Source organism: Vibrio coralliilyticus (assembly GCF_024449095.1).
Classification (GTDB): domain Bacteria; phylum Pseudomonadota; class Gammaproteobacteria; order Enterobacterales; family Vibrionaceae; genus Vibrio; species Vibrio coralliilyticus_A.
In genome coordinates this window covers 1,133,526-1,158,472 of sequence record NZ_CP024628.1, presented here as the reverse complement: position 1 = coordinate 1,158,472, position 24,947 = coordinate 1,133,526, and the positions used below count along the sequence as shown (strand labels likewise).

The window sequence follows — 24,947 nt, the reverse complement described above, 5'->3', positions numbered from 1 at the left end:
AGTATTGCGCATTAAGTCTTAATACAGGTGAGAGCAGAGGAACAGCGATCGCCTTATTCTAAAGTGTGTGATGTAAGCTCTAGAAGCAGGCTTGCCAGTGGTGAAAGCAGCATAGAAATGGAAGCTGATGTTTGAGTCACATTCAGGGTGTACTCCGAGTTACCCATCCTATCTATCCAACGATATTGTCCGGGAAGCAGCTGCCAGTCAGTAATGAGTGAGTAAGGGAGAATCAGTTCGACTTGTTTACCTTGTCGCGCGCTGAAATTGGCAACAACAATCAGCTTTTGTTCTTCACTGGATCTGGCAAAAGCGAACAACTGATCTTGCATTTCACCGAAGTTGTCAAAGTTTGCGGCGTAAAGGTCGTGGTAGTCTCCCAATAGTGCAGGGCTTTTTAACGTCAGGTTAAGCAGCTTTTGGTAGAAGGCTCTCAGCGCTTTTTCATCCTCACTCAGTTGGCCGCAGTCAAAAGCACCATGGTTCATCCAACGCTGATGGTGAGGGACGCCCACATAGTCGAATATCGACGTGCGGCTAGGTGTGCCAAATCCACCGAATTCCGCTCCAGGCTCACCGACTTCCTGACCAAAATAGATCATGCTAGGAGAGCTTGATAGGCAAGTAGACACCAACATGGTGGGTTTGCCTTTTTGAGCACATCCCGCAAATTCAGGCGAGGCAAATCTCTGTTCATCATGGTTGTCGAGAAAGTGCAGCATATGGTGCTCAATATCGCGTAGCTGATACTCAATGCGGCCAATCTCTCGCGTAGAACCGTGACCTTGTATAATTGATTTCAACTGGTCATAGAGATCAACCTTGTCGTAGAGATAATCCATTTTTCCGAGCTGGATATAGTTGCGATAAAGTTCCGGCTGATAGACCTCAGCCATCAGAAAGGCATCTTGGTTAGCCATTTTTATCGAAGAGTTGAAATAGCTCCAGAACTCGACAGGCACCATTTCGGCCATATCGTAGCGAAAGCCATCGACGCCTTTTTTAAGCCAGTAAAGTGCGATATCCCGAAACTTTTTCCACGCATCCGGAACGGATTTATCCTGCCAGAATTGATGGTGCTCCGAATGAGGCTTAAAGCGGTACTCTTCTGGCAAGATAGGAAAGTCTTTGCTGCCGTCAGGGCGAACACCATAATTGATTTTTACGGTCTCGTACCAATCATCAATGGACGGTTGAGCTTTCCTTGAGCCATTGCCTGTCCATTTCGCCGGAAACTCCTGATAGGGCGTCTCCAAGTGAGGATGTGCTTCTCCTCCAAGGATCTTTTCAGGCGATAATTCGCTTGGCAGTTCAAAAGGAGCATCTGGAATATAGTAGAAGTTGTTGTCTTTGTGATAACAGACATTGGTGTCATCGTGAGCTCCAAAATCTTCCACACCCGAAGGGTTGTTTAATCCTTTATAAACCCGAGCTACATGATTAGGTACGATGTCGATGATCACTTTGAGGCCAGCATTGTGGGTGCGACTGATTAAATCGTCGAATTCCTGATTTCGTCGACTGGGGTCATCAGCTAGATCTGGGTTGACCGAGTAATAGTCCTTTACCGCGTAAGGAGAGCCTGCGCGGCCTTTGATAACCGAAGGGTGGTCATTGTCGATTCCTATATGCGTGTAATCATTGACTAGGGCATGGTGTGGTACGCCAGTAAACCAGATGTGTGTGATGCCCAAATCACGAATTTCATTTAAAGCCTTTTCAGTAAAGTGACTGAACTTGCCAACCCCATTGGTATCTATGTTGCCCCATGGCTGATTGGTGGTATTCGTATTGCCAAATAGGCGGGTAAAGACCTGATAAATACTGTACTTCTTCATTCAACAATCTAGCCATTCTTATTGAGGTTGATTTAAGGCTAGTGGAAGTTGGTGGGGTTTGACTCCTCCTTTTGGCGAGAGTGTGGGGCGTAGAAAGAAGCTCAGTGATGAAAACGTGAGATAGAACGAAAAACGCCGTGCGAGGCACGGCGCTTGTATTACGAAAGGTGATTATTTCAGGTCTTGATCAAAATCACCGTGGAAGTGATCGTGGTCGGAGACGCTGTCTGCTGCTTTGAGTCTTTCGCCAATGCGTAGTTTCTCTTTTGGCGTCTCAGCTGTAGAGAAGGCACGTAGCGCTTGCACTTCCGGCTCTTCTGGTTGCTCTGGGAACAATTGCTTGCTCATTGCGTAGTAAGTCGTTACGTACGCAAGTGATTGAGTGTTGGTAAACAGTGCTGTTTGGCTGACGTTGTTCACGTCATCACAACTCTGGTGGTAACACTTATCGTAAGCCACATCGATGTCGCCACCAAATTTCTCAACTTCTTCAGCTGTTTTTACTTTCTCAGCACCCGTGAACAGACCGCCAAATGCTACGCCCCAATCTGCAAATCCAGCGTAGTCTGAACGTTTTGACAGAGCTTGAGGAATGGTTGCTTCTTCTTTTTCAGTAAAGAACTCTTGGAAGATAGACTCAATATCAGAGGTGCCATATGGCGGTTTGAAATCGCCAGTGTAAGCGTTATCTGGACTATCTTTGGTATCAGATAAGTCACCATCCATCACACCATAGATGTAGTTCGGTGAGCCGATCATATCGAAGTTGAGGTACAGCTTCACTTTGTTGAGTTCAGTGTAACGGGCTTCAACCAGCTCAATCTGCTCCTCAGTCAGCTGGCTAGGATCCTCTAAACCTAATTCTTCAAGAATTTGAGCCTGTGCATCATTGTAGATTGGTTGGAATAAGTCATTGGTGTAGTACTCAGAACCTACTAGACCTGCTTCTTCAGCCGCCCACCATGCGAAGCGAACTTTGTTTTTAACAGGTACTTTAAGCTCAGACAGTGTGACCGCGTATTCAAGCAAACCCGCTGTGCCCGTGCCGTTATCATTGATCCCTGGGCCTTCTGGAACAGAGTCAAGGTGTGCACCGAGCATGACGACTTGATCAGCGTTACCACGAGGGGTTTCCGCAAGAATGTTTTGTGTTACTACGTCTTCATCTTGCACGTTGACCGTCAGGTTTGCCAATACCGTTTCAGATTGCGCTTTGCTGTACCACTCTTGACCAAGATCGAAACGCGCACCCAAAGCGGCGATAGTCGCTTTAGTATCACTACCGAGCGTGCCGTTAACGACAGATTTTCTGCCTTCATCATTACCTTGGTTGAAAACAATGACCGCTTTTGCTCCTGCATTTTCGGCGTTAACCACTTTTGCGTCAAATGAGCAGCCACCACGTTGTATCACCGCTATTTTCCCAGCCACATCTTTGCCTGTGAAATCAGAGGCTTCACAGCCATCAGTGCTGTCGTAATCAGGGGCATCGAAACGGAAGTCTGGTGTCACGAAGGCAATCTCACCGCTCACTGGCCCATTTGAGCTACCTGAGTAAGACATGACGGCAAAATCGGGTTCAACACCGTCATCGGCCTCACGTACGCTAATAAGATCTTTACCATCGATATTGGCTTTCGTGCCAGCCAGCTCTTCCCAAGCACGGAAGTCAAACTCTTGCGTTGTAACTATGTAACCATGCTTTCTCATGGTTTCAACAATAAACTCAACCGAGTTAGCATAGCCTTGTGTGCCTGCTGCACGAGTAATAGAGTTGCCATCGGTAGTCGTAGAAGCTAAGCCTTCAAGTGTGACTAAGTGGCTAACGACTTCATCTCTGTCGATATTTTCACTGACGTATTTTGCCACCTCACGTGGGTCATCCCAGAAACACCCTGATAACATGGTGGTACTGATAACAGTTGCGAGAATGGATTTTTTTGTTGTTATGCTTACTTGCATGTGTGACTCCTTGTTAAACAATCCATTCCATTCTTCATAAAAGATTAAGTTATTAAAATGTTAAAAAATACATTTTTTATAAAAATGAATGCATATCAAATAATAAAAATGAGAAAGATGTAATTCATAGCTAGAGCTAATGTTCTAGATCTCAAAATCAACATTTTCAATTAGTTACATAAATTATAAGGTCTTTTAATTGATAGATTTAGTATCGGTAATTTCGTGATGTATCGCTATTTGATATGTGTGTTGTTTTCTATTCGTGGGCCTTGGTCGTTGGTGGTGGTTGATGAGCGTTTTACCAGCTTTGACAGATTGATTTTCTTTTCTACGCTTAAACTCGTGTATACGTAAGACGAAAAGGAGAATAGAAAATGGCGACATTTAAACAGGACATTCCACATCGCGTTACCGTTTACCATGATGATCTTGATCAGGAGAACGCGTTGAAAAATGCCATGCTGCCTGAAAAACCACGATATTTTAACGGCTCGCCCACTTATCAGGCGGACAGTATTGAAGAGTTTAAGACTAAACTCGGCCAGGTAGGGATGTCGCTTGATGAGTAAGTCATGTTAGGGGCAGATTTATTGTGATTCTACAAAAGCCCACATAGTATTAGTGTGGGCTTATCGTTTCTTGAAACTTAACTTGATTTCGCCCTTCCTTTTTAGCCATGTATAAGTGTTTATCAGCTCTCGAGAGTGCTCTGTCAAAGTCATCATCCAGCCACTCGACAACCCCAATACTTACTGTTACCTGGCTACTTACTACCGAGCGTAAGCTGGCGACAAGCTGTATTTCTACTCGACTTCGAATTCTTTCCGCTAGGTTCACTGCTTCTTCAAGCTGGGTCTCCGGTAAGATTAATGCGAACTCTTCGCCACCGAGTCGGCCAAAGATATCCGATTCTCGAATTTCGCTCGTAACCAAAGTGCAGAAGGTTTTCAGTACCGAGTCTCCAATAGCATGGCCGTAGTTGTCATTAATTTGCTTGAAGTGGTCAAGATCCATCATACAAATACAAGAAGGCGCATTATGGCGGCTGATATCTTCAGCGTGGTCGACTAATGCACGTCGATTAAGAATGCCAGTCAGAGGGTCTTCACGTACCAGTTTAACCAGTTGAGACTCTTTAGTCTTGATGCTGTAAGCCATGTCGGAAAAGGCACTAAAAAGTTGGCCAATCTCATCATCACGGACTGAAAAGTCAGTATTTGCTTTTCCTGTTCTCGATAGTATGGAAATACGGCGGCGCAGGTCAACAATAGGTGATGCGATATAACTGGAGAGAAAAAGTGTCAAAGAAACGAATAAAAACAGTGCAATCATTAAGTAAAGTAACACTTCACGTAGTAACAATAGATTTCTCGATTTCAACTCGTCCATCGATACAAATACTATCAAACTGACACCCTTTTGGCTGTTGGGAACCGTTGGGAGATGGTTATTAACCGAGATGAGGTGGTTCTGAGTATGGAGAACAATTGGTTGATTGATGAGAATTCCTCCAAGGTCATTTCTCATCTGTGGCTTATTGGTTGGATTCAGCCCCGTTGTGGCAAGAGAGTCCAGTGGTAAGTGGTTGACAGAGGATAATGAACGAAGACCTTGGTTGCGAACCATAAGAACATCCACATGTTCAAGTCCACTTTGGGTAAGAGTATTTTTTATTTGGTACAGATGGTCTTCAACAATAGTGCGATCCAACACGGCGGTATAGAAGCCGATGATTTGTTGATTACAGTCAATAAGGGGGCGAGAGTAGAAGTAACTTGCAGTATCAAAGATTAGACCAAGCTTTGAAATGGTTTCTGCACTGGCTAAGCTGATGACTTGGCGAGGAAGGCTCCGTCCTTCGCGAATCTTTACCAATAAGTTACTCAAATTTCGGCTTGCCTGAGAGTTGATTTCGCCACGTTTGTTTAGGGCGAGTAATTGTTCGAGTGTTTCTTTTTCCAGCTTGAGGTTTTCAGGGTAGGAGGTTTGCCATTCTTGGTAAGAAGTGTGTAGCAAGGCTAGGACATGTTCGGGAAGGAGAATCAGTCCTTTGATATTTTTACGCAGTACGTAGCGATTACTTTTATTTGATGACAGACTAAAGTGTGTCACTTGACCTGATAAATCGGAAATCGCGAGCGCGGAAAAACCACTGGTGAAACTTAGAGCGTCTGAAGCGGATAAAGATAGAGACGTTTCCCCTTCTTTACAGGTACTTATTTCATTACTGAGTCGATCAAACTCAGTGAAACGACCCTCAACATAATGGCTAATTTCATTCGCTCCTAACGAAGCAGAAAGCTGTACAGATTGATAAATATGGTCAATGGTGAGCTTTTCTCTCGCGTTATAATAGGCGTAACTGAAGATCAGCAATGAAATTGCTAGAGGCAAAAGTATGATGAAAATCTTTACGCTGAGTTTATTCATTGCCTACAGATCTTTGATCCTCAGGTTTAATGATCCCTAGTCGCTCGATGACGTTAAGCTGTCCGGCCGCAAATTGGCCTAAGTACATTGGTAGCTCAAAATGATGGTCATCTCTGAGTTTAATTGCTAGATCTTTTTCGTATAGGGTTAATCCCGGTAGCTGATTGATGACGGCTTCTTTATCAACAACCCCAGCTTGTTCAATCGCGGCTTGTAGCAAGTAAATGAGGTCATAATGAGCTTTACTAGAGTAGGTCACAACAGATTCGGTGCCATGATGAGCTTTGTAGTCATTGACGAATTTTTGCAGAATGGGATCGTCGTTGCTACTGAAAAAGTGCAGAGCCGTCAGTATGCCTTCCAGTGAATCGTTATCGAGATTGGATAGATAGGTTTCATCAGCAGCGAAAGCAACAACCTGAACATCGCGGCCAAAGTCAAAAGATTTCATCTGTGATAAGAACGTAAAACCGTCAGCCCCTGGCAGGATGAGCATCAATGTTTCAGCGCCAGATTCTTTTATACGTTCGAATACGGGAGTGAAGTCTTTTATACCAAATGGGGTAAATTCAATATCGGTGACGTTTCCCTGATGTGTACTGACTGACTTTACAATACTCTTAGCCATCCTGTGCGGCCAAATGTAGTCATAGCCAAAGATATAGAAGTTTTTACCGATATTCTCTATCAAATAAGGGACAATGGGTTCAATGTAGTGCTCAGGTATTGTGCTGTAGCAAATCAAATATCGGCTGTAATGACGGCCTTCGTAATCGATCCCATAAAAAAGGGGCGTATAAAAAGTTTCTGCAACTTCTGCCATCGCGTAACGGGCTGCACTGCTTACAGGGCCAAACAAGGCAAATACTTGATTTTGCTGCACAAGCTCACGGCTGTATTTCACGGTTTTCGCTGGATCGGTTTGATTATCACGGATAACAAGCTCCAGCTGGCGATTGAGTACCCCACCTTGTGCATTGATTTGGTCTACTGCCAGTTGGGCGCCTTTTAATGCTTGTTGACCGTATATGGAAAAGCTTCCTGTTAGGGGTAAAACAACACCAAGTTTGATATTGGGTTGCTGGGGAAGGCAACTGACGGTGAACAGCAAAATCAATGCTGTAGAAACCAATTTTATCTTATGCCTAATCCGTATCACCATAAGCTACCTTGAGAATCCTTTCTCGTATTCTATTAATAAAAGTTTAAAAAGCGCATTAAGTAAAGTGTTGTAAGGCAATGAGATATATTACTTTGCTAACAGCAAAAATCGCTCAGGAGATAGCGAAATGCATTCATGATTCATTCGCTTGAGCAGGTCGGCGCCCTTTTGACGACGACCTGCGCCTTTTCATCAGGTACATATTTTTATCTGCTCGTGTAATTGCCGAAAATAATTCACCATTCTTGCTGCCGGAAACGCCATAGCTGAATTCAATCTCGGAGTTTGCCACATAATCTAGTAAACGCTCAATAAAATCACTACTGCGACCTGGCCGGACATAAGCAATAAACTCATCACCTCCGTAACGAACTAAATATTCATTCTTCAAAACACAGTGTGACAAATATCGTGCGAAGAGTACCAGTAGAGCATCTCCATAATCGTGCCCTAATGTGTCGTTAATCGTCTTGAAGTTATCAATATCCAAATAGATCACATCGTAGTTTTTTTCCGGTATCTTAGGCATGAACTTTCGATTATGAAGTTGAGTAAGGTGATCTTTCTCAGATTCTTCTTTGAGTTTAAAATATAACGAAGATACTCCAGATAGCATCAATGCATGAGCTATAAGCAGCGTTATCGATGAAATCAGTAAGATGACATCTTGATGCTCAAAAGTAATCGTTGGCCACGATAACTGATAATAGTTGATGTATAGCTCAATGATCATCGAGACCATAGCTAATACACATCCATATAATATTTTATTGCTCACTTGATGGCGCAATAAAAGGTAGGAAATGTAGAGAAGAATTATGATTTTTATCAGTTGTATGGCGAGGTCGAGTTCAGAAATCATTGTTGTGTCTATCCAAAACCGCAAAGATGCTAACTTATTGTTTTTGAATCCCTTCTAGTATTTTAAGAATATCAAGCTTTGTTGTTTCACTGTGGCTGGATGCTTCTATTATGATATTTGCTAGTGTATCGTCATCACAGTAGAAGTAAGCGACGGTTATATCTAATACCGCAGATATGCGTTTTACAGTCGTGTAATCAGGAGCATGTTTACCAGTTTCGTATTGACTAATTCTAGCGCTAGCGCTTCCTGACTCCATTCCTAGTTTTTGTCCCAGCTCTTCTTGAGTGATCCCTCTTTTCTTTCTTATGTCTCTTAGCCTTCTAGGTAATGGGCTGGTCATGCAGTGAGTACCTCCACTATCAAAGCAGAGCCATTTTAACCTTATAGTATTAGATATATTACTAAGGAATTTTTAGATTCTAAGTTTTTAGGTATATCTATTAAATAAGTAATGACTTTTTCACTGTTATCGACAGGGATTTTATAAACTTGAGAATAATGTTTTGTCAATTTAGGGTTATATTTGAATAATGTATCGTATGAATTTTTATAATTGTTTTTCTAGTACTTTAATATTAGTTTTGCCTAGTTACTTTGGGTTATTGATTGATCAATAAGTGGGCAATAACCTCGCAAAAAACAAATAATATTTAATGCGAGCTTATAATTTCTAAAAAATAAATTATTTGATTTATTTGTCTAGACCTAAAGTGCCAGATTGGTATTTCAAGCTATCAAGAATATCAGTACCTAATAAAACAGGGCCATCTAAGTCAACGATGTCCGCACGTGTGGCAATAGGCAGAGCGGCTTTCATTGCTAAAGAAGTGCCCAGCATGCAGCCCACCATGATGTGGAACCCCTTGGCTCTGGCTTGCTGATCCAGAGCTATCGCTTCAGTCAGGCCTCCTGATTTATCAAGCTTAATGTTAATCATCTCATAGCAGCCTTCTAGTTTTGTAAGATCGTCACTAGTGTGGCAACTCTCATCAGCGCACAAAGGAATAGGGTGAGGTATCCCTTTGAGCATATGGTCGTAGCCTTTAGGCACGGGTTGTTCAATCATGGTGATGTTGAGCGTGTGGAGTGCCTGAAATAGAGTCGTTAGGGATTCATTTTGCCATGCTTCATTGGCATCAAGAATAATTTTACTTTTGGGGGCGGCTTGCCTGACGGCTGTGACCCTTGGCAGAATTTGCCTGTTATCCAGTTTGACTTTCAGTAGAGTCGCGCCCTGAGAGACGTATTCTTTGGCTTGCCGGGCCATCTTCTCTGGTGTGTCGATCGAAACTGTCATCGCTGTTTCCATTTTAGAGCGAATATCAAAGTATGGAGATGGAAAGTGTAATCCGTCCTCTTTTGCCATCAAATCCCATAGTGCGCAGTCGAGCGCATTCCTCGCTGCACCTGCAGACATGCCTTGCAGTTTAGTTTTTGCTTCTTTAGGTGGAAGCGTATTGAGTCTAGGGATCTCCTGTTGAATTTGTTCTAACACTGATTCAACACTTTCGCCATACCTTGGGTAAGGCGTGCACTCACCTAATGCGACATGTGAACGATAGCAAATCTTGACTCTGACGATGTCACAGTGGGTTCTGACACCACGTGAAATAGCAAACGGTTTTGCGAGAGGGATCGATTCACTCCAAGCGGTAATGTCCATGTTACCCTCTCAGAGTTTTAATATTGGCGGCAATGGTTGCTATACCAAAGCGTACCGGATCGGTGACAGGCACTTGATATCTGTCCTGCCAGTCTGCACATAGTGTTTTTGCTTCTTCTTCACTTACTGCTGATGTATTGAGGCTGATCCCCGCAAGCAGTGCCTGAGGGTTGGTCAGTCGTGCAGCGTTTAGGTTCGCCTGGATCGTGGTTTCAATACTGGGTAGTTGGCAATGAGGTAAATGGCGAATGTGCGGGCGGCCTATTTCATGGCACAGCACAAGTGCATCAGCTTGTGCACCGTGAAGTAAACCAAGGCTGACACCAGCAAAAGAAGGGTTGAACAAGGAGCCTTGGCCTTCGATGATGTCCCAATCATGATCGACAAATTCCGGACTGATTTTTTCTACGGCGCCTGAAATGAAATCCGCAACAACAGCGTCAATTGAGATACCTTGGCCGTCAATGAGGATACCGGTTTGTCCAGTTGCCTTGAACTGTGCTGAGACCTCAATGTCTTTTAATGCTTTTTCTAATGCGAGTGCTGTGAACATCTTACCCACGGAACAGTCAGTACCTACCGTTAATAATCGCTTACCTTGACGTGGAATGCCTTTGCCCACTTCAAGGCTTTGATCGTAATGACGGACATCGTGAAGGCGAGTTATTCCTTGCTTTTCCAACTCAGCAAGCGGTGGGATCTCTTTTAGCTTCTGATGCATGCCTGAGGCAATGTCAAAACCAAGTTCTGCCGCTTGGATTAGGCAAGTTAGCCAGTTGTTGGGTATGTAACCACCAGCGTTGGCAGTACCAATTACCAGAGTTTTTGCTCCTTGGTTTTTGGCTTCTTGTAGAGATAGATTAGGTAGGTTGAGAGTGACAGTGTCATCTGTCAGGCGGAGCTCACCGACACACTGTTCCGGTCTCCAGAGTGCAATACCTCGTGCAGTTTTGGCGGCAATAGGGTCAGTGACATCGCCTAGGAAGAGTAGGTAGGGTTGAGTGATAGACATAAGCATCCTGGTTATCGGGTTAGAGATTCTCTCACTCTATTAAAACCAGTGTTTAGAGCCGAATACTTATTCGTTTGTAGGGTATAACATCAAGTTATACGTTTAAATCGTATCTTTCTTAAGTTGCTCTGCGAACCATTTGGCAGACACTGACAGTGGCGAGTGCTGGCAATAGAGTAACGATACCGTCACTGGTATAGCAGGGGTAAGTGAGGCGCAATGAACCTGAGGGTTGAATTGATAATGCTGAGCCGTCCAAGGATCGACAACGGCGTTTGCAGCGCCATGTACTACCATTTCTGCGGCAACGTTATAGCTTCTCACACTGATTGTGGAATGAAAGCTGGGGAAAGTGGCAAGGATACTTTGATGTAGTTGAATTCCAAGTGGGTCTCTTGTGTCGAGGGTGACTAATGGCAACGAGCTTTCAAGTAAATCCGCGAGTGTGACCGAAGTGTTTTCGCATGTTCCTGTGGGAAGTAATGCTTTCATTTCGGTATTATATAGTGTGCTTTGGACGATGGGGGACGCTGTCTCTTCTCCAAAACATACTGCGAGATCCCATTCATTTTTGACCAAACCTTCAATGAGCTCATCTCTGTTTGCTGTACACACCTCTAAGGTATAATCGGTATACTTACACACTTGGGCGATCATTGGAGAAAGAAACCCCGATGCTAGGATGGGCGGAGCACCAATACGAAGATGATGTTGACCGTGTTTGAGCTTACTGGTTAAGCGTCGAAACTGTCCGAGCTGCTGATATATTTTTTCGGCTTCTGCAATCAGAAAGTGTGCTTCTTGAGTTGGTATTAGTCGACCTTTAATCCGCTCAAATAAGGTGAAACCAAGTTGTTGCTCAGTATGCGCCAGTACTCGGGTTACATTGGGTTGTGAAACATGAAGCTGCTTCGCTGCGCCTGAAACCGTACCAGTCTGCATGACGGCATAAAACACTTCTATCTGACGTAGGTTCACAGCCAATTTCCCTCTAAGAACGTGAATAACTTAGCGTCACTTTAAAACAAACAGAACAAGTTAAAAAGATTTAACCAAACCGGGTTGACCTGTTTATGCGGGTAGGCTTTACTGTGCGGCCCTATTTTGGCAGAAGCATAGAGAGGTGATTAATGGCGATTGGATTCGATTACGGAACGGCGAACTGTTCGGTGGCAGAGTTAGTCAATGACGAGGTCAGACAAATCCCTCTTGTTGGAGATAACTACTATATTTCGTCAACACTGTGCGCACCAACGGCAGAAGTGGTATCGGAGTATTTGTTTCGCTGCTTGGATATTTCACCTGGAAGTGATATCAGCGAAAGTGTTTTGCGTCGGGCGATTAAGCTAAACCGTGAAGAAGGACTGGAGGTACGTTTTGATGATGTGCGATTTGGACAGCAAGCATTAGAGCTTTATTTGGAAGACCCGAAAGATGTCTATTATGTCAAATCACCAAAATCTTTTCTTGGTGTCACTGGCTTACGCGATATGCAGTTGGCTTTCTTTGAGGATTTGGTTTGTGCCATGATGGCCAATATTAAGACGCAGACTGAGTACGCACTACAAAAAGAGGTTTCACAAACCGTTATTGGGCGTCCGATTAACTTTCTTGGCCGAGGGGGTAATGAATCGAATGTTCAAGCGGAAGGCATTTTGCGTCGTGCTGCTTCACGAGCAGGCTTCAGAGATATTGAGTTCCAGTTTGAGCCTTTGGCGGCTGGCTTGGATTACGAAGCGAGTCTAACAACCGACAAAAATGTACTGGTTGTAGATATTGGTGGCGGAACGACAGACTGTTCATTTGTTCAAATGGGACCAACTTGGTGTGGTAAACAAGATCGTACCCAGTCATTGATTGCGCATTCAGGTCAAAGAATAGGCGGCAATGACCTAGATATTTTCACTGCCTTTAAATGCTTTATGCAGGCGTTTGGGATGGGGTCTACTAGTCAGTCTGGTTTGGATATACCCACTACTCAGTTTTGGAACCCCATTGCAATTAATGATGTTCAGGCACAGCGAAAATTTTACGCGCATGACAACCTCAAGCTACTACGACAAATGTGGAAGGAAGCACGAGAGCCTGAAAAGCTGGCTCGACTAGTACAAGTGCATCAAGAGACGCTTGGCTATTCAGTGATTCGTGAAGCAGAGCGAACCAAGATAGCACTGGCTGATGCTGAAACGTATGACGCAAATTTAGATCTACTTTCTGAAGTCGTTTCTCTTTCTGTGACGCGCGAACAAATAGAGCAAGCGATCTTGAATCCGACCGAAAAAATTAAAGCGTTGGTGGTTGAAGCTATTAAACAAAGCAGTACAAAACCCGATGTGATTTATATGACAGGAGGTTCTGCTCGCTCACCTATTCTAGCAGGAGCAGTAAGATCAGTATTACCCGAGATACCTTTGGTTAGTGGCAACTATTTTGGCTCTGTGACAGCGGGACTTGCACGTTGGGCGAATACCATTTTCAGATAGTCTATTAATGGATAACAAAGCTTGCTTCTTGTCGTTACATTTCGTCTAGTCGTTATCCTGTTAATTTGACTGGATTTAGCTTAAAAAGGCCTCTATTGATAGAGGTCTTTTTACTTTTTTCAAAAAAGTTCCGATTAAATTTTAAAAAATGTGAAGTCGATCGTTCAAAGTGAAAAATTATTGCCCCTCTTAAAAAAGGTAGGTTTTTCATATGGTTAAAAGTTGTTCATATTTTTATTATTTGAGTATTTGCTAATAAAACCCCATCATAAGCAATCAATTGCACTTAATTTTTGAATATTTCGTACTACGTTTTAAATGTTCGTGATGCTTTGGCCCTTCAGGCCATACACGGACAGAGGTTACAACCCTAAACGGACGTTAAGTTATGAAAATTAAATTATTAGCCGCTGTCATTGCGGCAACAGCATGTGGTACTAACGCTTTCGCGGCAGAAATTTACAATAGCGAAGGTTCAACAATCTCTATCGGTGGCTACGTTGATGTAGGTATTGGTGAGTATGACTCTGCAGATGAGGTTGAAGTGCATGATGTCTCTCCTCGAATCAACATCTCGGGTACGCAAGATCTGGGTAATGGTGTGACAGTCGATGCAAAAGGTGAATGGGCACTCGATTACTTGGATGGTGGTGATACTTCCTTTACTACCCGTCTGGGTTACATAGGAGCAACTCATGATCAGTTTGGCCGATTTGTTGTAGGGACACAGTGGTCTCCATACTATGACGTAGCAGGTGTTGCGGATTTACCTATCGCGTTTGCCAACGAATACCTATATGACGATCACAACAATCTAGGTACGGCTCGGGGCGAGGACATGGTCAGTTACCGCAAGGCGATCGAGCTTGGTGACATGGGAAGCTTAAACTTAGGTCTCGCTTGGCAAGGAGAGCACACTGACTCGACGTCTAGCACGCTGTATGATGCTCGTGGACAAATTGCACTATCAATGGGCGTGTATGGTTTCAACCTAGGCTATTCATACAATGGCGGTGACGTTGCAAATGTAGATGCGCATTCGCATGTGTTTGCATTTAGCTCAGGCTCATACGGAGATGGACTATACTCGGCCGTTGTTTATGCAATGAATGAAAACATGAACGATGATGTAGTGAGTAGCGGAACCATGGCTGAAAGCGATCAATATGAAGTTTTATTGGCTTATGCATTCGGTAACGGCTGGAATTTAAGTGCTAACTATGAAGCAGAGATTAACGATAAAACCAGTAAAACGCAGTACAGTGAGTCTGCATTGCAGGCGGAGTATACCTTCACACCTAAGTTTATGGGGTTTGTGGGTTATCAGTTTGATCTAGGCAATGATATCAACGTGAAAGAGGAAGACAATTGGACCATTGGTGCTCGTTACTTCCTATAAAATAATAACATCTACTGCCTCAACACATACTTGTGTTAGCGCCTATCCTGTATTGGGTAGGCGTTTTTCTGTTATATAGGCTTTGAGTGCATCAATATTGGGTATTGGATCTTAGTTTCGATACGCAATTGGTCAATTCATCAATCGGTTGAATTAACATGACCGTCAGCGTTAATCATCAAGGAAGAAGCATGCATTCGGTTAAAATTGGCGAGAAAACTATCCACCCGACCAAGATCCTCTGTGTGGGACGAAATTATCTTGAACACATCAAAGAGCTGAATAATGCGATTCCTGATGAAATGGTGATATTTAATAAACCTTCCTCCTCTATCTCTTCTCAGTTGATGGCTCATCATGGTGAAACTCTGCATTACGAAGGGGAGATCTGCTTTATTGTACGCAATGGTCAATACAGTGCGGTCGGTTTAGGGTTAGATTTAACTAAGCGTGGGTTGCAATCCAAACTCAAAGACAAAGGCTTACCTTGGGAGCGTGCTAAAGCATTTGATGGTTCTGCGGTGTTCAGCCCGATTTATTCCATTAAATGGTATTGCGATTGAATCACTTGAGCTTGAGTTATTCATTAATTGTGTCCGTGTTCAAAAAGGGGCGGTAACACAGATGCTCTATCCTCCTCAAACGATTCTTGAAGAGCTGAAAACTTACACGACGCTTTGTGACGGTGACATTATCATGACGGGGACACCACAAGGGGTGGGAGAAGTTCACTTGGGTGATGTATTTCTTGGCCGTTTGATCGCTAACGGCAAGACTTTAATAGAAATTGAGTGGGTAGCGCAATAGTTCTCTACCGTTAAGCCATTGGGAGGGATAGCCTCTGAAGGAAAATGCATTCAGAGGTTATCATTATGGAATGCTGTCACTCGCTACCAAAAGGTTTCAGTCAGTCGCAGGGGGGCTCGTCACCTGAATGATGACATTGAGCTGCTTAATTGTATTGCTGGCCTCGATGTTGGGTTAAATACATTGTAGAACGACAAACACAACCATGCTTACTAAGGTTGTCAGCAGCACATTTTTTTGTCTTCCATGCCAATATTGCCGCTAACATAGCTGAGATTAGATAAGGGTTGTCTGGTGCTAGCCAGAGTTGCTTTTCGGGCATGAATACGATCGGTGCCCAAATGGCGGTTAAGACAGCCGGGCTTGAATAGCTGAGTAAGCGATGTGCTTTAGGATTTAATCTAAGGGGTAATTTAGGTTCAAGAAACAAATAACGGCTGAGAAAAACCAGCATTGTCATTGCGAAAATGGACAGCATAACCATTAATTTTCCCCTCTTAACGTCTCGCAGCTATAGCCTGCTACCATGCCACAAACGCTTGCGATCATAAGACCTGAATCGATCATCAAATAGTGACACAGAACAGAGACAACCAGGGAAACCAGAACGGCGATGAGTGTTGGCGAACTCTTAATGTTTGGTGTCACGATTGCGATGAAGGTTGCGGCGACCGCAAATTCCAGACCAAGCTCATTCATTGCGGGTATTTGGCTTCCAGCTACAATACCGGCCAATGTCGCTAGGTTCCAGCAGACATAAAAGCTCAGCCCCGCCCCAAGTGCATACCAAGGATCAAATTGTTTCTCAGATTGTTGACCGCATATAGCGAACAGTTCATCTGTTAATAAAAAACCAAGCGCTAAGCGCCAATTGAGTGGTAATGGACTGACTTTGCTGCGCATAGAGACGCTATATAAAAAGTGGCGTGAGGTGATAAAAAATGTGGCTAAAAGCATAGTGGTGAGCCCAGCCCCAGCTTTTAACATGCCAGTAGCGACGAGTTGAGCGGAGCCGGCAAAAAGAATCGCTGACAGCGCTTGGCTTTCTGCCACACTCAGTCCTGCATCTATCGCAAAAGAGCCGGCCAGTAGTCCCCAAGGAATAACGGCAATGCTCAATGGCATCATGGCCAAGGTTCCTTGTATGAATAAGCGTGGTTTGCTTGGCGAGTAAGAAGGGTTCAATGTTGTGCTACTCATAAAAATCAGATTAGTTGTTAGACTTGCTATTTATTAAGGCATACGTCGAAGCGTGTGCCTTGTATAAAATTGCTCAGTTAAATGCTGCTGGAGTACTGCTTTGGTGTGACGCCCATCGCTCGTTTGAAGTGGCGATGGAAGTGGCTTTGATCGTGGAACCCGGATTCCTGAGCGACATCGGAAATTGTCATCCCCTGCCTGAGAAGACGTTTTGCGTATCTCAGCCTTGACTGAATTTGGTACGAATGTGGAGGCAAACCATACAGCTTTTGAAAACTTCGAATCAAATAAAACGGGCTTAACTCGGCGAGTGTTGCTAAGTCTTCGAGAGATACATCGGCTTGGGGAAAATCATCAAGAAATTCTTTCACTAAGCTGAGGCTGGCAGAGCTCGATGTGATCAAATCACTGGAATGACGGTTTTTACTGTGTCGAGCCATCAACTTAATGAGAGTGCCATAAACTAAGGTTTCTCGGAGAAGTTTATTATCTGATTTCTCCAAAACATCAAATACAAGCCTAAGCTGCTGCGCCATCTCTGGGTCGTAGACGACGGGATCAGGGAAGTAGGGAGTAGACAAATTTGAAGCTAAGCCGCTTGCTAATTGTGTGAATTGTTCAGGAAGAGGGTACATGGCTTTGTATTCCCACCCTCCTTCAGTGGCTGTCTGACCGTTATGAACTTCATCTGCATTGACCAAAATAATGCTGTCTTGTGGAGCTATATGATTGCCTCCAGTTCGATAGAACTTTTGCGCTCCTCTTTCTATGACACCCACGGTATAGCCTTCATGACTATGACGAGAAAAGTTTTGATTCGTGTATTTTGCGTCTAGTAATTCAAGCCCGCCAAGCTCAGAGGCAAGTTGAAAACGTGCCGATTCCTTTTTGTTCTTCTCAGCCATAAAGACACCCTGTTATTAATCCCTCACCAGTCTAGCTTATAAGTTTCATTTATTTTTGTACAAAATTGCTGTCTGACTAAGGATGTATGAAGGATTTATTGTGAATTTATGTGTCGATTTTTTGGGTATTTTATGAATTAAAAATCTGGTTATTGATTTTAGGTTGCTATAAAATTCCGCCTTTTCTTTTCTGGCTAATATAATAACTATGATTGATATTTCAGTGCTTCCTGTTTATTTAACCGCGGTAGTGGCACTTTTGTTACTGCCTGGCCCAGATATGCTTTTGATCGCTAGCTCAAGTATGAGTTATGGCCGCAGGGTCGGCGTGTTTGCCAGTTTGGGGAATGCTACATCAGGCGTGATCCTGACCCTTCTCGCAGCAGCGGGTGTTTCTGCTTTGGTAGCAATGAGCCCTTTAGCGCTCAAAGCACTCCATCTTTTAGGTGGAAGCTATTTGCTAAAAATGGGTTGGGATTGCTTGCGAGCCAATGACAGTGGAAACCCTGAACTAGAGTCATCAACTAAAATGGCAGGGGCTTTTTATCAAAGAGCGCTGGTCAGTAATTTACTCAACCCGAAAGCGTTAGTCTTTTTTGTTATGTTCTTGCCACAGTTTGTTTCGGCTAAGATTGAAGCATCATCTGGTGAGCAAATGTTAGTCTTGGGATTATTGCTCAATGTGCTGGGGTTGCTTTTCAATTTTCTGCTCGTGGCGTTGGTCGGTACCTTGGGCAAACCCTTGCTGGAAAATGCAAAGTTCAGGACTTATCAGCATAAATTTATGGGAATGATCTTTGTCATTTTAGCAATTTGGATGCTAAGCTCGTTTATCGCAGATTTGTAAGGTAAGGCCGGCTTTAGCTGGCCTTACTTATTGTTAGGAAAGGAATTCTATGCACATTAGTTTTATGCTAAACCCGCCGAAAAATATTAAAGATGCCATCTACAATGGTCTGAAGTCATTTAATCTTAAGCATTTTCCAGATGAAGATATTGTCTCATTGGCTTGTATTGCAGAAGATGAAAGTGGCAATTTTGCTGGTGGCTTAACGGGAGAGATATTCACGAATACTTTATTTGTTGAATTTTTGTGGGTTGATGAAGCCAAACGCTCTGCTGGAACTGGTTCAAAGCTGATGGCGCGTGTAGAGCAAGAAGCCAAAGCTTACGGTGTCACGGATATTTATCTGGATACTTACTCGTTTCAGGCGCCAGATTTTTATCTTAAGCTAGGATTTAAAGAGGTTGGACGTTATGACGGCTTTCCTACCGCTGGTGTTGATAAGATTTTTTTACAAAAGAAAGTTGTCTCGTAAAGTTCTGACACTACACTAACACTCACTTTGACCGCACACCGATAATGGGGCGGTTTAACACTCGGATTTAAAAGAGTTGATGATCAAGCGTTTGAAATCTGCTGCAATGGCGAGAATTACCCTACTTTTAGTTGGGTGGGTTTTTGCTATCTGCTTTATGCAGAACACCAGTATCATCAGTATGTGCTCGTTTAAGCAGTCTGTGGTTACCGACACTATCCAGTTCAGCGATAATAGTGACGAGATTCAAAAACAATGCGATCTGACAGAAAAACTGCTCAGTAGTGCCAAGGTTAACCTTGATAACATGATGGTACCGATGTTTTTGCTCTTTGTGATTATCGTTGCTTGGCTGACTCAGGGACGGCCAGAGACTCCTTCCTTTACTGAACCCATTATTCCCAAGTCTAGGGTTCACCTCACCTTGTGTGTTTTTAGAGAATAAATTTAGTCACTGATTTCTGACTTTTGTCAGAGGATTCAATACGTCTGTTACATCAACCATTGAATAAAATGGTGACTATTTTGGAAATACACATGAGAAGTTTATTTAAAGGCACCGCTGTCAGCATAATATCTTTGTTGCTTGCGCTGAGTGCGGTGCTGTCTATGGCTTATGCGTCAACACCAGTCGATACAGGCTGGATGAGTAAGGAAGAGCACCCGCCACTCAAAACCCGCTTCGTTCTTACGGGTCAAATTGACGAATCGGCAAAAACAGTCGAGGGGTTACTTGAGGTCGAGCTTGATGATGACTGGAAAACCTATTGGCGTAGCCCTGGTGAAGGGGGGATAGCACCTTCCATTGACTGGGGTGAATCAACGAATTTAGCCAATGTGAAATGGCATTGGCCTTACCCCGATCAGTTCAGTCTATTGGGTATCAACACTCTCGGTTATAAGGAAAAGGTGACCATACCGATGACGTTGCAGGTTGAAGATTTCTCTCAGCCGGTGTCGATCGATGCTAATTTAACGATGTCATCTTGTACGACGATCTGCGTGCTTACCGATTATCCATTCTCGCTCACGTTTATGCCAAGTGACTTAATGATTAATCAAGAAGCGCTCTATAAACATGCTCAGGCGATCAGTCAGGTACCTAAGTCTTCTCCTTTATTATCGAATGCAACAGCGACTTGGGATACGAGCGCGAATGTTCTTCAGGTAAAGATGACTAAGGCGCTGGGCTGGCAAGAACCTGAGCTAATTGTGGATGGGCATACCGATGAGGCTAAAGAGTATAGCTACAAGTTAACCAATGTTAATGTTGATGAAAACACGGTCATTGCTACGTTTGAAGTGTCGAGTTGGCTCGGGGAGATTGAGTTTGATGACCAGAGCGTGTTTGTCACAGTTAAGGACAAAAATTTCCTTGCTGAGCAAGATGTTGTTGTCGTTAATGGTGCCATCGTTAAGGAAGATATATCTCTGTTGCCGATGATCGGCTTTGCCTTATTTGGTGGCCTAATCCTGAATGTAATGCCCTGTGTATTACCTGTTCTGGGGATGAAGCTGAGCAGTATCGTTGCGGTTCAGGGGGTAGAGCGACGCCAGATTCGTTGGCAATTCTTGGCGTCTTCGGCAGGTATTCTTACTTCGTTCTGGTTACTCGCGGCATTTCTTTTGGTGCTCAAGCTGACGGGCAATGCCGTCGGTTGGGGAATCCAATTTCAAAGTGGATGGTTTCTTGCCATTATGGTGCTGGTTACTGGTCTGTTCGGTGCCAATATGCTGGGTCTGTTCGAAATTCGTCTTTCATCACAAGCCAACACTTGGGCGGCATCAAAAGGGGATAACTCCTACACCGGACACTTTACCCAAGGTATGTTTGCCACTCTGTTGGCAACTCCGTGCTCGGCTCCGTTTTTAGGCACCGCGGTTGCGTTTGCTTTAGCCGCCAGCTCGTTGGAGTTATTGGCTATCTTTACGGCATTAGCGTTGGGTATGGCGCTGCCATGGATTGGTGTTGCACTTTTCCCTGGAATCGCCAACTTACTGCCTAAGCCTGGCGCATGGATGAACCAGCTCAAACTTTTGTTTGGCATCATGATGCTAATGACCAGTGTGTGGTTACTATCACTGTTAAACAACCATATTCCTTCGTTCTGGATCGTCTTAATAGCGTTGCCTTCAGTAGTGCTGATTCTGGCCCGCGTTAAGAAGGTTTATGGCGATAAAGCGATGGCAATTTCTGGCTCTGCAGCCGTACTCTTGCTGGCAGGTGGATTTGTACTAGCCAGCTTGACGACCGAACATTGGGCGACACCATTACCCAATGATCTTGTTTGGCAGCCTCTGTCTGACGAACGCATTCATCAAGCTGTGGAACAGGGGCAAACCGTATTTGTGAATGTCACGGCAGATTGGTGTGTCACCTGTAAAGCAAATGAGATTGGAGTCATCCTTCAGGATCCAGTTTACCCTGCACTGAAGCATCCTTCGATGACTCTGATTGAGGGAGACTGGACACACCCAGATGGTTCAGTCACTGATTACCTAAGAGCGAATGGTCGCTTTGGTGTTCCTTTTAATATCGTCTATGGTCCTGAAGCACCTCAGGGTATCCCTCTACCCGTCATTTTATCAAGTGACGCAGTTATGGAAGCGATTGCAACTGCAGGGGGAAACCGCTAGTGAAACGTTCTGTACGTTACTGGCTTAAAGAGGTTCTGATTCTGGTGGTATTGGGTATTGCCATTACCTCTGCTATGGATTGGTTTCGTAGTCAGAGTCTGCCTACGGAGTCTGCGCCACCGATTATGGGGAGGACTATGGATGATCAATTCGTCGACGTTATTGCGATGAGCTATGAAGAACCTGTAGTGGTTTATTTCTGGGCAACATGGTGTCCTGCATGTAAGTTTGTCAGCCCTACGGTTGATTGGCTCAGCCAGTATTATCCAGTGGTCGGTGTTGCCGGTTCGTCAGGTCCTTCAGAGCGTGTTAAGCAGTTCATGCAGGCAAAAGATTATCAATTTAGCAATATTAATGATCAAAAAGGGGAGATATTCAATCGTTGGAATATCTCTGTGACCCCAAGCATTTTTATAGTCAAAGAGGGCAAGGTGGAAAGTATTACAACAGGAATCACTACACCACCAGGAATGCTGGCCAGGCTTTGGCTAAATCAATAGGAATAAAAAGTGATGAAAAAATTAGCAATTATCTTAGCGATGAGCACTTTTGCTATCGCCCCCTTAGTCCAAGCACAAACGCAGGATGAGAAGATCAGTGAGATTGTCGAAATGCTTAACGCCAACCCGAGTATTGTCGATGGGCTTCATGATAGTTTGGGTTTGTATGTCAAACAACAGCAGCAGTTTGATCAACTTTTGTCGAGCAGCAAAGCGTATATTAATGACCCGAAACACACTTCTATGGGGGCAGAAGACGCTGAGCTGACATTAATCAATGTGACGGATTACAGCTGCCCTTACTGCAAAAAACTTGATACTGAATTGGAGAAGTTAATTGAGGATTATCCTCAGGTTAAAATCATTAACTTATACGTCCCTCTAAAGGAAGGGATGTCTAACGTCAATTCAGCAGGCTATGCCTTAAATGTATGGCATAACGCACGGGAGAAATACCCGCAGGTGCATGAATTGTTGGTTGCAAAACCCGGAGTTCATGATGCGGTTTCTCTGGCTAAAATTGCCAAGAAAACAGGCACGGAGCAATACTTAAATAATCCTGAAGACGTCGAACAACAGTTAGAGAACAATTACGCTTTGTTCAATGGTTTTGGCTTGCGAGGAACACCTGCATTGATCGTCGGACAAGATGTTATCCCAGGGTACGTACCATACCAAAAGTTAGAAGAAGTGGTTGAAAAACACCTGTAATTAAAAAAGGAACACTCCTTCATTGAGAAGGAGTGTTCGCTTACTCGCTAATCATTTGGGCGTTTACGCTTTACGGCAGGGATGGTAACAGCCCAGTGAGCGATGAGTAGACAAAGTAAGAAATAGAGAGTAGTAGCAGGTGCTTGCAATGGAAAGTCGACACTCATATGGATTAACATTCCCAAGATAGCCATAAAAGCCCCTAGCCCGGCCCCTTTCATTTGGCGGCTGCGACGTTGTTTAAATGCCACTATAGATTTACGAAGAGAGGCAATAACGATAAGAGCTAGTATTGAGCTACCAATTAGTCCATATTCAAAAACAAACTGTACATAGTCGTTATGGGCATGGTCATAAAATAATTGGATGTTTCCATTATTAAATGCCTGAAATGAAGAGTAAAAGCTTCCTCCACCATAACCAAGCCATGGTTGTTGCTGAATGGCCTCCAAGGCAGCATAAATCACATCGTCTCGCGACTCATTACTCAGGCTGGTTTCGACTAAACGCTGCTTGACCTTGTCTAAACCAAACCATGTACTCACGATCACAGTATCAATCATGAACAGGCTGGCAATAAGAACATACATACTTTTAGGTTTATTTTTATACAGCAGTAATAGGAGTAAGCTGCCCGTTGTTAAAGCGACAAAAAAAGCGACGTTCCCCATTCGCGACCGGGTCAAAACTAAAGCAATGACCATAATGATCAAGCCCAAACGAATAAAAGCCTTATCGGATAAGAACACGGCGAAAAAGCGTTGTGCAGACAGGCGAATACTTTGCTTTTGGCTATCTTGCAATTGTGCGATTAGCAAGCCAAAGCCGATACAAAGATTGATCAATAAGAAGTTTGCCAGATGATTGTGATAAACAAAACTCCCTGAGGCTCGATGACCCACTGGTAAATCAAACATGGGTGAGAGAGGCAGGTCGAGCAATTGAATGACCCCCGCATAAAAACCTTGGCACACCCCGCTGCTGACCATGACGATGAGCAGGGTTTTGAGTCTTGACATGCTAGTAATGACCACTGATGCGACTAAGCAAAGCTGTAAATAATGCAGTGTTTTAACGGAAGAAACGAGTGCCAGCCCTGTGTCTTCAAAAGACCCAAAAGGGAATAGAGGCTGAGCAAAAGCCCATACCGTAAAAATAGTTAATGGTACTAACAGCGACTGAGTTCGTTTAAGGCTATGTCGCCAATGATCGCTGGAATAACAAATCACACAGAGAAGCAGCATTCCCGCGATGATAAATTCATTAATCGACCATGCCCATGGACGGTTACCTCCCAAAGGAACTGGTAGCCAAAATACAAACAGAAGAAACGCAGGATAAATGAGTCGTTCAAGGAAACGTGTCATATAAAAAGCACAAAAAAAGAGGCAGGCTCAAGGCCTGCCTTAACAATACAAATTCAACTTAATTAGGCGAGGCAGTACCGCCGCCACTACCGTTGCCCGTGCCAAGTGCGGTCGTAGCACCCGGATTCACCGCCAAAGGTGGAGCTGTCGCAATACCTGCTGCGGTTGGTTCACTGATTAACGCCGGGTCGGCACCACCTGAAATAGCAGCGACAAGAATGTCGGTTGGGTCAAGAAGGTTGAGCTCTGCAACGGCATCCACAATGTCTTGCGCGTAATCTGGAGCAGCCAGCACAGCTTGCTGGATAAGTTGTTCGTAGGCATCAGGCGCTGCATGGCTGACAATAATTGCTGTCGCTTTAGCCATTTGTTCTGGAGCGAGTGTTTGAATGGCTGCATCCAGAACCGCAAGGCTCTCACTTGTATGTGTTTGTGAAGCCATTGCCAAAATATCAGTTGATTGTTCAGGACAGCTCGAGAGTAAGCTAATCAGTGTCGAGGTGACATCTGTTGTGTCGTTTAATGAAGCCTCAATGGCATCAATATCTGAACAGGCAACGTTAGAGACTTCTTCTGCCATGCTGTGTGTTGAAAACACTATGCTGGTTATCAACATCCATATTTTGTGGTTCATTATGCTAATTCCTACTTACTCACAGTGAGGCGACAATCCAGCCAGTATAT

At 44.0% G+C, this 24,947-nt stretch carries 22 protein-coding genes and 2 pseudogenes; 10 read left to right on the top strand and 14 right to left on the bottom strand.

Annotated features, from left to right (window positions below):
• Positions 1 to 53 precede the first annotated feature (53 nt).
• Entirely contained in the window at positions 54 to 1,838 is a 1,785-nt protein-coding gene (locus tag CTT30_RS20690; RefSeq protein WP_252036855.1) for an alpha-amylase family glycosyl hydrolase, read from the bottom strand.
• 171 nt (positions 1,839 to 2,009) lie between these two features.
• The gene (locus CTT30_RS20685) at positions 2,010 to 3,800 is read right to left on the bottom strand and encodes a M28 family metallopeptidase (RefSeq protein WP_252036854.1); all 1,791 of its coding nucleotides are present in this window, start codon (positions 3,798 to 3,800) and stop codon (positions 2,010 to 2,012) included.
• A gap of 377 nt (positions 3,801 to 4,177) precedes the next feature.
• Between CTT30_RS20685 and CTT30_RS20680 the strand changes: the two genes are divergently transcribed.
• Positions 4,178 to 4,372 carry a hypothetical protein gene (locus tag CTT30_RS20680; RefSeq protein WP_239835429.1) on the top strand — a complete coding sequence of 65 codons (195 nt, stop codon included), beginning with the start codon at positions 4,178 to 4,180 and terminating at the stop codon, positions 4,370 to 4,372.
• Positions 4,373 to 4,421: 49 nt separating this feature from the next.
• On the opposite strand, the gene CTT30_RS20675 is transcribed toward CTT30_RS20680, so the two are convergent.
• From CTT30_RS20675 to CTT30_RS20645, 7 genes are all read right to left on the bottom strand, one after another.
• Positions 4,422 to 6,233 (bottom strand): GGDEF domain-containing protein, encoded by a 1,812-nt coding sequence (locus CTT30_RS20675; protein ID WP_252036853.1) that lies wholly within the window; start codon positions 6,231 to 6,233, stop codon positions 4,422 to 4,424.
• Positions 6,226 to 7,395, bottom strand: coding sequence for a substrate-binding protein (locus tag CTT30_RS20670; RefSeq protein ID WP_252036852.1), 1,170 nt, complete (start codon positions 7,393 to 7,395; stop codon positions 6,226 to 6,228). Before CTT30_RS20670 ends, CTT30_RS20675 begins: the two co-directional genes overlap by 8 nt.
• Positions 7,396 to 7,528: 133 nt before the next feature.
• Positions 7,529 to 8,137, bottom strand: a complete 609-nt coding sequence (locus CTT30_RS20665) for a GGDEF domain-containing protein (protein ID WP_252036851.1) — start codon at positions 8,135 to 8,137, stop codon at positions 7,529 to 7,531.
• 154 nt (positions 8,138 to 8,291) lie between these two features.
• Positions 8,292 to 8,600 carry a helix-turn-helix domain-containing protein gene (locus CTT30_RS20660; RefSeq protein ID WP_239835425.1) on the bottom strand — a complete coding sequence of 103 codons (309 nt, stop codon included), beginning with the start codon at positions 8,598 to 8,600 and terminating at the stop codon, positions 8,292 to 8,294.
• Between the two features lie 351 nt (positions 8,601 to 8,951).
• Positions 8,952 to 9,923 carry an N-acetyl-D-Glu racemase DgcA gene (gene dgcA / locus CTT30_RS20655; RefSeq protein WP_252036850.1) on the bottom strand — a complete coding sequence of 324 codons (972 nt, stop codon included), beginning with the start codon at positions 9,921 to 9,923 and terminating at the stop codon, positions 8,952 to 8,954.
• Position 9,924: 1 nt separating this feature from the next.
• Positions 9,925 to 10,935: an N-acetyltransferase DgcN gene (dgcN, locus tag CTT30_RS20650; protein WP_252036849.1), complete on the bottom strand. Its 1,011-nt coding sequence runs from the start codon at positions 10,933 to 10,935 to the stop codon at positions 9,925 to 9,927.
• A gap of 102 nt (positions 10,936 to 11,037) precedes the next feature.
• Positions 11,038 to 11,913 (bottom strand): LysR family transcriptional regulator, encoded by an 876-nt coding sequence (locus tag CTT30_RS20645; RefSeq protein WP_252036848.1) that lies wholly within the window; start codon positions 11,911 to 11,913, stop codon positions 11,038 to 11,040.
• Positions 11,914 to 12,065: 152 nt separating this feature from the next.
• Here CTT30_RS20645 and yegD point away from each other — a divergent pair, with 152 nt between their 5' ends.
• The 3 genes and pseudogenes from yegD (at position 12,066) to CTT30_RS20630 (ending at position 15,624) form a co-directional block, all read left to right on the top strand.
• Entirely contained in the window at positions 12,066 to 13,418 is a 1,353-nt protein-coding gene (gene yegD / locus CTT30_RS20640) for a molecular chaperone (protein WP_252036847.1), read from the top strand.
• A 388-nt stretch (positions 13,419 to 13,806) separates the two neighbouring features.
• Positions 13,807 to 14,817, top strand: coding sequence for a porin (locus tag CTT30_RS20635; protein WP_239835420.1), 1,011 nt, complete (start codon positions 13,807 to 13,809; stop codon positions 14,815 to 14,817).
• Positions 14,818 to 15,008: 191 nt separating this feature from the next.
• Positions 15,009 to 15,624: pseudogene (locus tag CTT30_RS20630) on the top strand (fumarylacetoacetate hydrolase family protein).
• Between the two features lie 174 nt (positions 15,625 to 15,798).
• Here CTT30_RS20630 and CTT30_RS20625 read toward each other — a convergent pair.
• From CTT30_RS20625 to CTT30_RS20615, 3 genes and pseudogenes are all read right to left on the bottom strand, one after another.
• Positions 15,799 to 16,108 (bottom strand): annotated as a pseudogene (locus CTT30_RS20625) (branched-chain amino acid transport AzlD family protein).
• The gene (locus CTT30_RS20620; protein ID WP_252036846.1) at positions 16,108 to 16,824 is read right to left on the bottom strand and encodes an AzlC family ABC transporter permease; all 717 of its coding nucleotides are present in this window, start codon (positions 16,822 to 16,824) and stop codon (positions 16,108 to 16,110) included. The pseudogene CTT30_RS20625 and the gene CTT30_RS20620 overlap by 1 nt, the downstream one beginning before the upstream one ends.
• Positions 16,825 to 16,901: 77 nt before the next feature.
• The gene (locus CTT30_RS20615; protein WP_252036845.1) at positions 16,902 to 17,729 is read right to left on the bottom strand and encodes an AraC family transcriptional regulator; all 828 of its coding nucleotides are present in this window, start codon (positions 17,727 to 17,729) and stop codon (positions 16,902 to 16,904) included.
• 208 nt (positions 17,730 to 17,937) lie between these two features.
• Here CTT30_RS20615 and CTT30_RS20610 point away from each other — a divergent pair, with 208 nt between their 5' ends.
• The 6 genes from CTT30_RS20610 (at position 17,938) to CTT30_RS20585 (ending at position 22,896) form a co-directional block, all read left to right on the top strand.
• Positions 17,938 to 18,576 (top strand): LysE family translocator, encoded by a 639-nt coding sequence (locus CTT30_RS20610; RefSeq protein ID WP_239874465.1) that lies wholly within the window; start codon positions 17,938 to 17,940, stop codon positions 18,574 to 18,576.
• A 49-nt stretch (positions 18,577 to 18,625) separates the two neighbouring features.
• Entirely contained in the window at positions 18,626 to 19,048 is a 423-nt protein-coding gene (locus CTT30_RS20605) for a GNAT family N-acetyltransferase (protein WP_252036844.1), read from the top strand.
• A gap of 79 nt (positions 19,049 to 19,127) precedes the next feature.
• Positions 19,128 to 19,493, top strand: a complete 366-nt coding sequence (locus CTT30_RS20600; protein WP_252036843.1) for a hypothetical protein — start codon at positions 19,128 to 19,130, stop codon at positions 19,491 to 19,493.
• 92 nt (positions 19,494 to 19,585) lie between these two features.
• Positions 19,586 to 21,685: a protein-disulfide reductase DsbD family protein gene (locus tag CTT30_RS20595; protein ID WP_252036842.1), complete on the top strand. Its 2,100-nt coding sequence runs from the start codon at positions 19,586 to 19,588 to the stop codon at positions 21,683 to 21,685.
• A complete protein-coding gene (locus CTT30_RS20590) occupies positions 21,685 to 22,185 on the top strand; it encodes a protein disulfide oxidoreductase (protein ID WP_252036841.1) in 501 nt (166 codons plus the stop codon). Before CTT30_RS20595 ends, CTT30_RS20590 begins: the two co-directional genes overlap by 1 nt.
• Positions 22,186 to 22,197: 12 nt before the next feature.
• A complete protein-coding gene (locus CTT30_RS20585) occupies positions 22,198 to 22,896 on the top strand; it encodes a DsbA family protein (protein ID WP_370689721.1) in 699 nt (232 codons plus the stop codon).
• A gap of 47 nt (positions 22,897 to 22,943) precedes the next feature.
• Here CTT30_RS20585 and CTT30_RS20580 read toward each other — a convergent pair whose 3' ends face one another.
• Together CTT30_RS20580 and CTT30_RS20575 are read right to left on the bottom strand one after the other, a co-directional pair.
• Complete coding sequence (locus tag CTT30_RS20580; RefSeq protein ID WP_252036839.1) at positions 22,944 to 24,263, bottom strand: O-antigen ligase family protein; 1,320 nt, start codon at positions 24,261 to 24,263, stop codon at positions 22,944 to 22,946.
• Between the two features lie 58 nt (positions 24,264 to 24,321).
• Positions 24,322 to 24,897, bottom strand: coding sequence for a hypothetical protein (locus tag CTT30_RS20575; protein WP_239835408.1), 576 nt, complete (start codon positions 24,895 to 24,897; stop codon positions 24,322 to 24,324).
• Between the last annotated feature and the right edge of the window lie 50 nt (positions 24,898 to 24,947).